At 60.7% G+C, this 13,061-nt stretch carries 11 protein-coding genes and 1 pseudogene; 11 read left to right on the top strand and 1 reads right to left on the bottom strand.

Features of this window, described 5'->3' with window-relative positions; translation table 11 throughout:
- From E0F99_RS01805 to E0F99_RS01760, 10 genes and pseudogenes are all read left to right on the top strand, one after another.
- Entirely contained in the window at positions 1 to 933 is a 933-nt protein-coding gene (locus E0F99_RS01805) for an Ssp4 family T6SS effector (protein WP_083355540.1), read from the top strand.
- Complete coding sequence (locus E0F99_RS01800) at positions 930 to 1,379, top strand: hypothetical protein (RefSeq protein ID WP_083355539.1); 450 nt, start codon at positions 930 to 932, stop codon at positions 1,377 to 1,379. Before E0F99_RS01805 ends, E0F99_RS01800 begins: the two co-directional genes overlap by 4 nt.
- Positions 1,380 to 1,678: 299 nt before the next feature.
- Complete coding sequence (locus E0F99_RS01795; protein WP_083355538.1) at positions 1,679 to 2,596, top strand: Ssp4 family T6SS effector; 918 nt, start codon at positions 1,679 to 1,681, stop codon at positions 2,594 to 2,596.
- The gene (locus tag E0F99_RS01790; protein ID WP_083355537.1) at positions 2,596 to 3,039 is read left to right on the top strand and encodes a hypothetical protein; all 444 of its coding nucleotides are present in this window, start codon (positions 2,596 to 2,598) and stop codon (positions 3,037 to 3,039) included. Before E0F99_RS01795 ends, E0F99_RS01790 begins: the two co-directional genes overlap by 1 nt.
- An 86-nt stretch (positions 3,040 to 3,125) precedes the next feature.
- A pseudogene (locus E0F99_RS30995) lies at positions 3,126 to 3,323 on the top strand (hypothetical protein); the annotation flags it as partial.
- Between the two features lie 220 nt (positions 3,324 to 3,543).
- Complete coding sequence (locus E0F99_RS01780; RefSeq protein WP_083355536.1) at positions 3,544 to 4,467, top strand: Ssp4 family T6SS effector; 924 nt, start codon at positions 3,544 to 3,546, stop codon at positions 4,465 to 4,467.
- A complete protein-coding gene (locus E0F99_RS01775) occupies positions 4,460 to 4,909 on the top strand; it encodes a hypothetical protein (RefSeq protein WP_083355535.1) in 450 nt (149 codons plus the stop codon). The genes E0F99_RS01780 and E0F99_RS01775 overlap by 8 nt, the downstream gene beginning before the upstream one ends.
- Positions 4,910 to 5,096: 187 nt before the next feature.
- Positions 5,097 to 8,387: a transglutaminase family protein gene (locus E0F99_RS01770; RefSeq protein WP_083355534.1), complete on the top strand. Its 3,291-nt coding sequence runs from the start codon at positions 5,097 to 5,099 to the stop codon at positions 8,385 to 8,387.
- A gap of 108 nt (positions 8,388 to 8,495) precedes the next feature.
- A complete protein-coding gene (locus tag E0F99_RS01765) occupies positions 8,496 to 10,982 on the top strand; it encodes a circularly permuted type 2 ATP-grasp protein (RefSeq protein WP_083355533.1) in 2,487 nt (828 codons plus the stop codon).
- Positions 10,982 to 11,872, top strand: a complete 891-nt coding sequence (locus tag E0F99_RS01760; RefSeq protein WP_083355532.1) for a transglutaminase family protein — start codon at positions 10,982 to 10,984, stop codon at positions 11,870 to 11,872. The genes E0F99_RS01765 and E0F99_RS01760 overlap by 1 nt, the downstream gene beginning before the upstream one ends.
- Before the next feature lie 47 nt (positions 11,873 to 11,919).
- Here the strand turns inward: E0F99_RS01760 and E0F99_RS01755 are convergent, their stop codons facing one another.
- On the bottom strand, positions 11,920 to 12,102 hold the full coding sequence (locus E0F99_RS01755; protein WP_064450422.1) for a hypothetical protein: 183 nt from the start codon (positions 12,100 to 12,102) through the stop codon (positions 11,920 to 11,922).
- Between the two features lie 333 nt (positions 12,103 to 12,435).
- Here E0F99_RS01755 and azu point away from each other — a divergent pair, with 333 nt between their 5' ends.
- Positions 12,436 to 12,882, top strand: coding sequence for an azurin (azu, locus tag E0F99_RS01745; protein WP_083355531.1), 447 nt, complete (start codon positions 12,436 to 12,438; stop codon positions 12,880 to 12,882).
- The last annotated feature ends 179 nt before the right edge of the window (positions 12,883 to 13,061 follow it).

The following is a 13,061-nucleotide window of genomic DNA, read 5'->3' as shown; positions in this document are numbered from 1 at the left end:
ATGAGCAACCCCCTGCTCAGCATCGGCATGGACTCCAACCGCTCCCAATTCATGGCGCGCCAGCGCATTGAAAGCCAGATCAACCTGTCACGGCTGTTTTCGGCCATCGACGCTGACCCCGGCATCGTCGGCGCAGGTGTCGTGTATATCGACGCCGACTTCAATGTCGTGACCCTGCGTGAATTCAAGCCCATCTGCAGCATCAAGCCCAAGCGCATCATTGTGCGTGAGGCGCAGAAGTACATTTCGCCTGCACAGTTTGTGGAACAAGTGAAGACCGACCCTCGGGAAGGTCGCCTCAGGAAAGAGGCGTTTGATATGGGGTTGTCTTGTACCGCCGCTATTATTGGTTGGATTGTTGTGTTCAGTGGCAGCGTGGCCGTGCCCTTTACGGCGGGTGCAAGTGCGTTTGTGGTGGGCATTGGCGTGACGGCGGCATTAGCCAGTAGCGCGCAGTGCGGCTTTGGCGTGGCACGTACCTACAACGAGATCCTTGACCCTGATGCAAATGACCGCATGGATGACGCCGAATGGTATGGCGCTGTCTCACCCATCCTTGATGCAGCGTCTTTGGTGGGGATTGGAACCGGCGCCTTGACCACGGTAAAACTTTTGAAAGCCAACAAAGCCGCTGCGCTGGGCAAAAGCTGGTATGAACTGCTCAAGGGCCTGAGTCGGCAGGAACGCAAAAAATTGACCAAGGAACTCCTGAGCCTGCGGGATCCGAGCCTCACGCCCAAGTTGCTCAAGTTGCAGCAACGTGCCGGAAAACTGACCAAGAGCTACAGTGCCACCGAAATCCGGCATGCGACGTTGACTCAACTCAAAGACGCGCTAGGCGGACTATTGGGCATCTGGGGTAGCTACCGAAGCGGCAGTGTGGGCAGCGCCAGTACTATTGCAATCGGCTTGTATGAGGACCTGACGCAATGAACGGCTTCCCCGACATGAGCCGCTTCCTCGCCCGCTATTTTCCGGTGTTTATGGGCACGATCTTCATGGCGATCTTTTCCGGGGCGTCCGCTGTATCGCTTGCGGGCGTGACGTATTTGCGTGGCGTGGATCCGGCGCTCAAAGCCGACTACTCCGGTCTGGCGATTCTGGTGCTGGTGGCGGTGCTGGTGTTTGGCAACGTAATGATTGCGCGCGGACGCTCATGGGCCACAGGGCTGGTGGCAGGTTACCTGGGATGTTGCCTGTTGTTCGTACTGCCGATGATTCAATACCCCCCTCATATGTTGGTCTATGGCTCAGCTGTGCTCTTCCCGTTATTGGGATTGCTCCTGCTCAACAGCAAACGCCACCGCGAAATGCGCCAAAAGCTGCTCGAAGTTCGCCACCTGCGCGAAGCCATGATCGCCAAGCACAAAGCCCGCTGACTGGGTAGATTCCCCACCCAGCCTCGCACGCGCGCCTACGCGGCTAAGGGCAAGGGCGGCAAGCCGGTCGTGCCGCGTTGATCGCCGCCTGAACATGCAAAACGCCAGCCTTGTGCTGGCGTTTTGCTTTCTAGCGGGTGGGTAGGCTGTTTGTTAAGGTGGCGCGCATTAGATTGCTAGCGCAGGCAAGCCAGCTCTCACAGTGGACCGCATTGCAACGTTGAAACCCGGTGAACTGTGGGCTGGCTTGCCTGCGATCGGGCCGGCCCGGCCACCGTCACTTTCAAGGAAGAACACTTATGAGCAACCCCCTGCTCAGCATCGGCATGGACTCCAACCGCTCCCAATTCATGGCGCGCCAGCGCATTGAAAGCCAGATCAACCTGCCACGGCTGTTTGCGGCCATCGATGCCGACCCCGGCATCGTCGGCGCAGGTGTCGTGTATATCGACGCCGACTTCAATGTCGTGACCCTGCGCGAATTCAAGCCCATCTGCAGCATCAAGCCCAAGCGCATCATTCTTCGTGAAGCGCAGAAGTACATAGCCCCCGCACAGTTTGCCGATCAGGTGACCAACAATCCGCGTGAGTCTCGACTCGTGGGGGAGGCCGTCAATACGACCTTGTCTTGTGCCGGTGCGATTCTGGGCTGGATTGTGGTGTTCAGCGGTACTGTCGCCGTACCGTTCACGGGGGGCGCGAGCTTGGTGGTGGCGGGCCTCGGCGCCACCGCTGCGGCGGCCAGTACCGCGCAGTGTGTGGTTGGAGGCATGAGAACGTTCAACGAACTCAACGACCCGACCGCCAACGACGATATGGACAACGAGGAATGGTATCGCTATGCAATGCCGGTATTGGACGCGGCTTCGCTGTTGGGCGCAGGCGCCTCTACCCTGACGACTGTTCGACTGTTGCAGGCTCGAAAAGCAACGACGGGTAGAAGCTGGTACGAGTTGTCTAAAGGCTTGACTCGCCAGCAACGTAAGGCGCTCACCAAAGAGTTGCTAAGCCTGAAAGACCCAAGCCTGAGCAATAAGCTGTTGAAGTTGCGCCAGCGCTCCCGTGAGTTGGTGAAGCGCTATTCGGCGACCGAGATCAATCATGCTACCGTTACGCAGATCAGGGATTCCCTCGGTGCCGCCATTGGTTTCACCGGGAGTGCCTTGTCCGGCAACATTCGAACTATTGCAGTAGGGTTATACGAGGAGCTTGAGTGATGGTGCGCCAAGTCTCGTTAAAATCTTTTTTGGCTGAGTACTTCCCTGCGTTTATTTGCGCATTTTTCCTTGCCTGTTTTTCCCTATCCGCTGCTATTTCATTGGCATCGAGTACCTTTTTTCGCGGTGAACCAGAGCGAGCGCGTTATTCCTTTGTGGCGGCGGTTGTCTTGGGGCTGCTCTTGGCATTCAGCCACTTCGTCATGATCAGGGGGAGAACCTGGGGCGTTTGGGCCATCGTCGCCTTCTACGTGGTGTGCTTTTTGATCGTATTACCAACTTATGGCTATCGGCCGCATATGGCCGCCTATGTCATAGGGTTGCTGTTTCCAATGCTTGGACTGTTGTTGCTGAACAGTAAACGCCATCGGGAAATGCGCCGTCAGCTACTGGAAATCCGCCACCTGCGCGAAGCCATGATCGCCAAGCACAAAGCCCGCTGATTGGGTAGATTCACCCCCCAGCCTCGCACGCACGCCACAAATAGGTGCAGCGCATGCACCAGTGCACTGACGAGGGCGCCGTTTAGAACTCGACGCCAGCCGGCAGCCACGAGGTCGCCAAGGAAACCACCACCAAGATCCTCACTCAGCACACCGGCCTACCACCGCGTGGCAGCGACGGCAGCAACCCGTGGGACAAGCGCGAGCAAGCCAAGGCTGCGGCCATGGCGCGCAACAAGCAGGCGGCCAACGGCAAGGACGGCAAGCCGGTCGTGCCGAGTTGATCGCCGCCTGAACATGCAAAACGCCAGCCTTGTGCTGGCGTTTTGCTTTCTAGCGGGTGGGTAGGCTGTTTGTTAAGGTGGCGCGCATTAGATTGCTAGCGCAGGCAAGCCAGCTCTCACAGTGGACCGCATTGCAACGTTGAAACCCGGTCAACTGTGGGAGCTGGCTTGCCTGCGATGGGGCCGGCCCGGCCACCGTCACTTTCAAGGAAGAACACTTATGAGCAACCCCCTGCTCAACATCGGCATGGACTCTAACCGCTCGCAATTCATGGCGCGCCAGCGCATTGAAAGCGAACTTAACCTGCCGCGGATATTTGCCGCCATCGACGCCGACCCCAACATCGTCGGTGCAGGCGTGGTGTATATCGACGCCGACTTCAATGTCGTGACCCTGCGCGAATTCAAGCCCATCTGTAGCATCGCTCCTAAGCGTTTGATTTTGCGTGAGGCGCAGAAGTACATCGCACCGGCGCAATTTGCCCAGCAAGTGCAAGACAATCCTCGCGAATCGCGCCTGGTGGGGGAGGCGATCAACACCTCACTGTCTTGCGCAGGCGCGATCATCGGTTGGATCGTGGTGCTCAGCGGCACGGTCGCCGTGCCGTTCACGGCGGGCGCCAGCAGCGTGATTACGGCCATCGGTTATACCGCTGCTACGGCCAGCACGCTCCAGTGTTTTGCCAGTGGCTATCGCGTCAGCAATGAGATCAGTGACCCCTCCAAAAATGACAAGCTCGACAGCTCGGAGTGGTATCAGTACACGATGATCGCGCTGGATGCGGCGTCGTTGATCGGGATCGGTGCATCGACGTTGACCACGGTAAAGCTGGTGCGGATGAATCAGGCCACCACCGGCAAAAGCGTGCGGGATGTATTGCGAGGGTTAACCCGGCAAGAGCGCGCCAAGCTCACGAAGGAGCTGCTCAGCATCCAGGACCCGCGCGTGAGCGCCAAAATGCTCAAGCTGAAGCAACTGTCCGGCGAGGCGACGAAGCGTTTCACCCCCGCCCAAGTCAAGCATGCAACGGTTACCCAGATACAGGATGCAATGGGCGCTGCAATCGGTTTTACCGGCAGTGCGATCTCGGGCAATGTGCGCATCATTGCCGTGGGGCTGTATGAGGAAATGAGCAATGAATGAGCTACCCGGCATTCGCAGTTTTCTGGCGCAGTATTTTCCTGTCTTCATGGGCGCGATTTTCGCGGCGGTGTTCACCCTGGTGTTTGCGGTGCCGCTGATTTTCGACAGTTATTTCCCACGCTTGTCGATGGGCGACAACCTCAAGTATTCCTTCCTCGGTGGCCTCGCGCTGACGTGGGGCATCGTGCAGTGCAACTTCATGATCGCGCGCGGGCGGCCGCAGTGGGTATGGCCGCTGGTGGTGCTGCTTGCGTTCTGTGTTCTGGCAGTGCTGCCCACCATCGCCTTCGGTCCGCATCCGCTGTCCTATGGCTTGAGCCTGCTGTTTCCGCTGCTGGGGTTGCTGCTGCTCAACAGCAAGCGTCACCGCGAAATGCGCCAGAAACTCGTTGAAGTGAGACGGCTGCGCCAAGCCATCATCGCAACGTACAAAGCCCGCTAGCTGGGTAGATTCACCACCCAGCCTCGCACGCACGCCACAAATATGTGCAACCCTTGCACCACGGCCCCCACGTTGGCGCCGTTTTGGTGCTGTACTGCACCGGGTCTTACGATAAAGCGCAATGACGGCCGCTCTGGCATAAGTCTTGCGCGCTTTGTGTTCATGCCCTGGCTCGCAGGAGGCCGCCGTGTCGATTCATGTCGCGTTGCACCACGTTACGCATTACCGCTACGACCGCGCTGTCGAACTCGGCCCACAGATCGTGCGTTTGCGCCCGGCGGCCCATAGCCGCACGCGGATTTTGTCCTACGCACTCAACGTGCTGCCCGAGCAGCACTTCATCAATTGGCAGCAGGACCCGCAGGGTAATTACCTGGCACGCCTGGTGTTCCCGGAAAAGACCGCTGAACTGCGCATCGAAGTCGACCTGGTCGCCGAGATGGCGGTGTTCAACCCGTTCGATTTTTTCCTCGAACCTTATGCCGAAAAAATCCCCTTCAGCTACGCCGCCGATGAGCAGCGCGAGCTGGCGCCGTACTTGGAAACCCTGCCGCTGACGCCGAAGTTTGCCGCCTACCTGGCCGGTATCGACCGCACGCCCTTACCTGCTGTGGATTTCCTGGTCGGGCTCAACCAGCGCTTGGCCGCCGATATCGGCTACCTGATCCGTATGGAACCGGGTGTGCAAACCCCGGAATTCACCCTGGAAAACGCGTCCGGCTCCTGCCGCGACTCGGCCTGGCTGCTGGTGCAACTGCTGCGCAACCTGGGGTTGGCGGCGCGTTTTGTATCGGGCTACCTGATCCAGCTGACCGCCGACGTCAAAGCCCTCGACGGCCCGTCTGGCACGGAGGTGGACTTCACCGACCTGCACGCCTGGTGCGAGGTGTACTTGCCCGGCGCCGGCTGGATCGGCCTGGATGCCACTTCCGGGTTGTTCGCCGGTGAAGGTCATATTCCGTTGGCCTGTAGTCCCGAACCATCTTCCGCCGCGCCGATCAGTGGGCTGGTGGAGCCCTGCGAGTGCGAATTTACTCATGAAATGTCGGTGGAGCGCATCTGGGAAGCGCCTCGGGTTACCAAGCCCTACACCGAGGAGCAATGGTTGGCGATCCAGGCACTCGGCCGGCAGATCGATGCCGACCTGCTCAAGGATGATGTACGTCTGACCATGGGCGGCGAGCCGACCTTCGTCTCCATCGACGACCCTGACGGCGCCGAGTGGAACACCGCTGCGCTGGGGCCGGACAAGCGTCGCCTGTCCGCCGAGCTGTTCCAGCGCATGCGCAAACACTACGCCCCCAAAGGCCTGGTGCATTTCGGCCAGGGCAAGTGGTACCCCGGCGAGCAACTACCGCGTTGGTCGCTCAACTGCTACTGGCGCCGCGACGGCGTGCCGATCTGGCACAACAGCGCGCTGATCGCCGATGAGCAAGAGGATTACGGCGCCGACGGTGTCATGGCCGGGCGCTTCCTGGCCAGCGTCGCCGAGCGCCTGAAACTGCCGGCGCGCTTTGTGTTTCCGGCCTTCGAAGACAATTTTTACTACCTGTGGCGCGAAGGTGCGCTGCCGCAAAACGTCACCGCCCAAGACCCGCGCCTGAGCGACGACCTGGAGCGCGAACGCCTGCGCAAAGTGTTCAACCAGGGCCTGGATAAAGTCATCGGCCACGTGCTGCCGCTGGCGCGTACGGCGGCCAATGATCGCTGGCAGAGCGGGCGTTGGTACCTGCGCGACAACCACTGCCGCCTGGTGCCGGGGGATTCACCGCTGGGTTATCGCCTACCGTTGGCTTCGCAGCCTTGGGTGACGGCGGCGCAGTATCCGTTTGTGCATCCGACTGACCCGAACCAGGATCAGCCGCAGTTGCCCTCCACCGGGCAGTTGCAAAGCCACGGCGAGCCCGCGCCGAGTGATGAGCGCGTGCCAAAAATCGATGAGTCCGCTGACTGGCTGACCCGCACCGCCTTGTGCGCCGAGGCGCGGGAAGGGCGGCTTTATCTGTTCATGCCACCGTTGGAGCGTGTTGAGGATTACCTCGAACTGGTGGCCGCGATCGAAGCCACGGCCGAGGAACTGCACTGCCCGGTATTGCTGGAAGGCTACGAGCCACCGTTCGACACCCGCTTGAGTAACTTCCGGGTCACGCCGGACCCGGGTGTGATTGAGGTCAACGTGCAGCCGTCCTCCACCTGGGAGGAGTTGGTCGAGCGCACCGAATTCCTCTACGAAGAGGCCCGGCAAACCCGCCTGACCACGGAAAAATTCATGATCGACGGCCGCCACACCGGCACCGGTGGCGGTAACCATTTTGTGCTCGGCGGCGCCACGCCCAAGGACTCACCGTTCTTGCGTCGCCCGGATTTGCTGCGCAGTTTGATCAGTTACTGGCATAACCACCCCTCGCTGTCGTACCTGTTTTCCGGGTTGTTTATCGGCCCGACCTCCCAAGCGCCACGGGTAGATGAGGCGCGTAACGACGCGCTGTATGAGCTGGAAATCGCCTTCGCGCAAATGCCCGAGCCCGGCGAAGAGTGCCCGCCGTGGTTGGTCGACCGCCTGCTGCGCAACCTGTTGATCGACGTGACCGGCAACACCCACCGCGCCGAGTTCTGCATCGACAAACTCTACTCACCAGACGGCGCCACCGGCCGCCTGGGCCTGTTGGAGTTGCGCGCCTTTGAAATGCCGCCCCATGCGCGCATGAGCCTCACCCAGCAATTGCTGCTGCGCGCGTTGGTCGCACGGTTCTGGCGTGAGCCGTACGCGCCGCCGAAACTGGCGCGCTGGGGCACTGAGCTGCATGACCGCTTCGTGTTGCCGCACTTCATTGAGCAGGATTTCGCCGACGTGATCGTCGAACTGAATGCCGCCGGTTACCCACTGCGGGCCGAGTGGTTTGCCGCGCACCTGGCGTTTCGTTTCCCCAAGGTCGGCGATTACGCCGTCAGCGGTATCGAACTGGAACTGCGCCAGGCCCTGGAACCCTGGCATGTGCTGGGCGAGGAGGGCGCGGTGGGCGGCACGGTACGTTATGTGGATTCGTCGCTTGAGCGCTTGCAGGTGAAGCTGAGTGGGCTGCCACCACAACGCTATTTACTGACGTGCAATGGCATTCCGGTGCCACTGCAGCCGACCGGGCGTGTGGGTGAGTTTGTCGCCGGCGTGCGTTACCGCGCCTGGCAACCGGCCAACTGCCTGCAACCGACTATCGCGGTGCACGCGCCCTTGGTGTTCGACCTGCTCGACACCTGGATGCACCGCTCGCTGGGCGGCTGCCAATACCACGTCGCCCACCCGGGCGGGCGCAACTACGACAGCTTGCCGGTTAATGCCAATGAGGCGGAGAGCCGGCGCATGGCGCGGTTTTTCCGCTTGGGGCATAGCCCGGGTAAGCTGGCGGTGCCGACCGTAGTGATCAACGACGAATTGCCCATGACTCTGGATCTGCGGCGTTTCCCCAATAAAAATGACTGAACGCGATCCAAAATGTGGGAGCGGGCTTGCTCGCGAAGGCGGCTCCCACAGGGGATTTGCAGTGTTTGTTAGGTTAATCTGAACTCCCTTGCCCCTGCCGAGCGTTCCATGCCCGACTTGCTCGACCGTTACCCGCTGACCGCGGGCACTTATCACGAACTGCTGGACGACAGTGGCGCGGTGCGCGCGCATTGGCAGCGCTTGCTTGATCACCTGCAACGCAGCACACCTGCGCAATTGGCTCAGCGCCAGGCGCTGCTGACCCGGCAGATCCAGGAAAACGGCGTGACCTACAACGTCTACGCCGACCCCAAGGGCGCCGATCGCCCGTGGGAACTGGATTTGCTCCCGCATGTGCTGGCTGCCGATGAGTGGCAGCACCTGTCAGCCGGCATCGCCCAGCGTGCGCGCCTGCTCAATGCCGTGTTGGCCGATCTGTACGGCCCGCAGCGCTTGATTAAAGAAGGCTTGCTGCCGGCTGAACTGGTCTTTGGGCATAACAATTTCCTGTGGCCGTGCCAGGGTATCCAGCCGCCCGACGGTGCATTTCTGCACCTGTATGCCGTGGACCTGGCGCGCACGCCGGATGGCCGCTGGTGGGTCACCGCCGACCGCACCCAGGCGCCGTCGGGTGCGGGTTATGCGTTGGAAAACCGCACCATCGTGTCCCGTGCTTTCCCGGATTTATATCGCGACCTGCAGGTACAGCACCTCACGGGGTTCTTTCGCACGCTGCAGGAAACCCTGGCCCGCCAGGCGCCGAGTGATGACCAGTCACCGCTGATCGTGCTGCTCACGCCGGGGCGTTTCAACGAAAGCTATTTCGAACACCTCTACCTCGCACGCCAGCTCGGTTACCCGTTGGTAGAAGGCGGCGACCTCACTGTGCGCGACAGCACGGTGTTCCTGAAAACCCTCAGCGGCCTACGCCGAGTGCACGCGATCATGCGGCGCCTGGACGATGACTTCTGCGACCCGCTGGAGCTGCGCACCGACTCGGCCCTGGGCGTGCCCGGCCTGCTCGATGCCGTTCGTCAAGGCAATGTGCTGGTGGCCAATGCCCTGGGCAGTGGTGTGTTGGAGTCCCCAGGCTTGCTCGGCTTTCTGCCGAAGATTAACCAGTTCCTGTTTGGCGAAGAATTGATCCTGCCGTCCATCGCCACCTGGTGGTGCGGTGAAGCGCCGGTGCTGGCCGAAGCGTTGGAGAAACTGCCCGAGCTGCTGATCAAACCGGCGTTTCCGTCGCAAAGCTTCAGCCCGATATTTGGTCGCGACTTGAACGACGAACAACGCCAGGCCCTGGCCGAACGCATGCGTGCGCGGCCTTACGCGTATGTCGCTCAGGAGCTGGCGCAACTCTCCCAGGCGCCGGTGTGGCACACCGTTGAAGAGCATCTGCAACACCGCGCCATCGGCATGCGTGTGTACGCGGTGGCCAGCGATGAAGGCTACCGTGTGCTGCCCGGCGGCCTGACCCGCGTGGCCGCCGAGGCCGATGCCGAAGTGGTGTCGATGCAACGCGGCGGCGCGAGTAAAGACACTTGGGTGCTCGGCGAGCGCGCTGCCGGTGGCGAGCATTGGCGCGCGCAGCGTGCGATGGGGGCCCATGACCTGGTGCGCCGCGACCCTTATTTGCCGTCACGTGTGGTGGAGAACCTGTTCTGGTTTGGTCGGTACTGCGAGCGATGTGATGACAACGCGCGCTGGCTGCGCGTCGTGCTGGCGCGTTATGTCGACGGCGACGACCCACTGGCGTTGCAGGCGGCGGTCGAGCTAGGTGAGACCCTGCGCTTGCTGCCGGAAGAGGGTGAATTGCCCGAGCGCCTGCTCGCCGCCTTGCTCGGCGATGATTGGCCGTCGAGCCTGCGCGCCAACCTGCAACGCCTGCAGTGGGCGGCGTCCCAGGTGCGTGGCAAGTTGTCCCGGGAGAATTGGCAAGCCTTGGTCGAGCTGCAACGCGAAGCCATGGAACTGGAAAGCGAAACCCCGGACTTCGGCGAGCTGCTGGACTTCCTCAACCGCCTGGTGATGTCGCTGGCGGCGCTGTCCGGGTTTGCCCTAGATGACATGACCCGTGACGAAGGCTGGCGGTTCTTGATGATGGGGCGGCGCATCGAGCGGTTGCAGTTCCTCAGCAGCAGCCTTGCAGCGTTCCTGCGTGGCGTGGCGGTGTTTGATCAGGCGGGGCTGGAGTGGTTGCTGGAATTGGGCAACAGCAGCATCACCTATCGCTCGCGCTATCTGGCGGTGCCGCAGTTGATCCCGGTGCTCGATTTATTGCTGCTCGATGAACAGAACCCGCATGCCGTGCTGTTCCAGTTGAAACTGGTCAGCCGCACCTTGCGTCGCCTCAACGATGACTTTGGTGTACCACGGGAAGCTGGGCTGGCGCCGTTGGTGGAACGCCTGGCGCGTTTCGACCTGGGGTGCCTGGAGAACCCGTTGTTCGGCGAGTCCAGCGTGCGTGCCGCGCTGGGTGGCCTGGCTGACCTGCTGCAAGCGGTGGCCGATGAGAGTGGGCAAGTGTCGGATCGCCTGGCCTTGCGCCATTTTGCCCATGTGGATGATGTCAGCCAGCAAACGGTGTCGGTGTGATGAGTGCGCGCTACCAGATTTTTCACGATACCCACTACCACTACGACAGCCCGGTGTCCCTGGCCCAACAGCTGGCGCACCTGTGGCCACGGCCGTGCGAGTGGCAGCGTTGCACTTCGCAACAGCTGGAGATCAGCCCGGAGCCGACTGCGCGGCGTGATGAACTGGACGTGTTCGGCAACCCGATCACGCGCCTGGCGTTCGAACGACCCCACGATGAGCTGCTGGTGAATGCCGGGCTGACCGTCGAAGTGCTGGCGCGGCCTATGCTGGATTTCCAACAGTCGCCAGCCTGGGACCAAACCCGCGACAGCCTGACCTACAGCAGCCAGCCCCTCTCGGCGCAGTTGATCGAAGCCTGCCGCTATCGCTTCGAATCGCCCTACGTGCACCTGAAAAAAGCCTTCGTCGAGTTTTCCGAAAGCTGTTTTCCATCCGGCGAGCCTTTACTGCTCGGCGTTCAGGCATTGATGGAGAAAATTTTCAGCGAATTTACCTTCGATGCCGAAGCTACCCAGGTCGCCACGCCGCTGGTGGAAGTACTGGAGCGCCGTCGTGGCGTGTGCCAGGACTTCGCCCACCTGATGCTCGCCTGCCTGCGCTCGCGAGGCCTGGCGGCGCGGTACATCAGCGGCTACCTGCTCACACAGCCACCGCCCGGCCAGCCACGGCTGATCGGCGCCGATGCGTCCCATGCGTGGGTCTCGGTGTATTGCCCGGTGTTGGGCTGGGTAGATTTTGATCCGACCAACAATGTGCAGCCGGCCCTGGAGCACATCACCCTGGCCTGGGGCCGCGATTTCTCGGATGTGTCGCCGTTGCGGGGGGTGATTCTGGGAGGTGGGAGCCATGACCCGGAGGTGCGGGTGACGGTGATGCCGCTGGAATAAGTGGTGGGTTGGGGTGAGCAGGGAGGACCTGCTCACCTCAACAGAATTTATTCCGCCGGGTCTTTCGGTGTCTCGGTTTCATCCGTCGCCACTTCACCTTCAGCATCCGGGTTCAGTGCGCCTGCTTCTTCATCTGCAGTGGCTTTCTTGCGTTGCAGCTTTTCCTCTTTCTTCTGCTCCTTGGCCAAGTCTCTCTGACGTTTGGCGAAGGAGTAATTAGGTTTGGCCATGGGCGATCCTCTAGGGTCGAAGGTGAGGGTGGGGCGGCGCGCAGCTGCCTTGGGTCGCTATGGTAGCAGCTTAGCACCTCGCTTGGCCTTCACTTACCGCAGGCGTACGCGGCCAGCAGGCCGTTGAACAGTTGGTTGAGGTGCATGGCGCAGGCTCCAAGGGGAATGAACCGATCATAAACAGGTGGCCGACCGTTGGCTGGTAGATTGTGTTGATCAGTCTGATAGCCTAAAGTTGTATACAATCTGTTGATTCAGATCATAAGAATTCAAGCCTGCTTGAGGCACCCTTGTCGCAATACGCGTTTATTAAACCCTGCCTTGGAGATTCACATGTTTGCCAAACTCGTTGCTGTTTCCCTGCTGACTCTGGCGAGCGGCCAGTTGCTTGCTGCAGAGTGCAAGGTCACCGTCGACTCCACCGACCAAATGTCCTTCAACACCAAGGCCATTGAAATCGACAAGAGCTGCAAGACGTTCACCGTTGAGCTGACTCACTCCGGCAGCTTGCCGAAAAACGTCATGGGCCATAACTGGGTGCTGAGCTCCGCCGCCGACATGCCTGGCATCGCCAGCGACGGTATGGCCGCCGGTATCGACAAAAACTACCTGAAAGACGGCGACACCCGCATCATCGCCCACACCAAGATCATCGGTGCTGGTGAGAAAGATTCGGTGACCTTCGATGTATCGAAGCTGGCTGCCGGTACCGACTACGCGTTCTTCTGCTCGTTCCCAGGCCACATCTCGATGATGAAAGGCACTGTGACCGTCAAGTAAGCCGACGGCGGTCGAAAAAAAAGCGCCTTTTCAGGCGCTTTTTTTGTGGCTGTGTCTCGTCCTGAATAAGGTTTACACCTTCTGGCTTCTTATCAGGAGGGTGCAATGGATACGGGCGCAAAACGTAGTCAGCGCGATTACACGCTGACTTTTAAATTGTCGGTTGTCGACCAAGTAGA

This window comes from Pseudomonas antarctica, from assembly GCF_900624995.1.
Taxonomy (GTDB): domain Bacteria; phylum Pseudomonadota; class Gammaproteobacteria; order Pseudomonadales; family Pseudomonadaceae; genus Aquipseudomonas; species Aquipseudomonas antarctica.
The sequence above is the reverse complement of the archived record's forward strand: the minus strand, read 5'-3'. Positions and strand labels throughout refer to the sequence as shown.

Bases quoted from the DNA above. Each gene is read 5' to 3' on its own strand.
- E0F99_RS01805 (WP_083355540.1), top strand. From the start codon at position 1: ATGAGCAACCCCCTGCTCAGCATCGGCATGGACTCCAACCGCTCCCAA.
- E0F99_RS01800 (WP_083355539.1), top strand. From the start codon at position 930: ATGAACGGCTTCCCCGACATGAGCCGCTTCCTCGCCCGCTATTTTCCG.
- E0F99_RS01795 (WP_083355538.1), top strand. From the start codon at position 1,679: ATGAGCAACCCCCTGCTCAGCATCGGCATGGACTCCAACCGCTCCCAA.
- E0F99_RS01790 (WP_083355537.1), top strand. From the start codon at position 2,596: ATGGTGCGCCAAGTCTCGTTAAAATCTTTTTTGGCTGAGTACTTCCCT.
- E0F99_RS01780 (WP_083355536.1), top strand. From the start codon at position 3,544: ATGAGCAACCCCCTGCTCAACATCGGCATGGACTCTAACCGCTCGCAA.
- E0F99_RS01775 (WP_083355535.1), top strand. From the start codon at position 4,460: ATGAATGAGCTACCCGGCATTCGCAGTTTTCTGGCGCAGTATTTTCCT.
- E0F99_RS01765 (WP_083355533.1), top strand. From the start codon at position 8,496: ATGCCCGACTTGCTCGACCGTTACCCGCTGACCGCGGGCACTTATCAC.
- E0F99_RS01760 (WP_083355532.1), top strand. From the start codon at position 10,982: ATGAGTGCGCGCTACCAGATTTTTCACGATACCCACTACCACTACGAC.
- E0F99_RS01755 (WP_064450422.1), bottom strand. From the start codon at position 12,102: ATGGCCAAACCTAATTACTCCTTCGCCAAACGTCAGAGAGACTTGGCC.
- azu (WP_083355531.1), top strand. From the start codon at position 12,436: ATGTTTGCCAAACTCGTTGCTGTTTCCCTGCTGACTCTGGCGAGCGGC.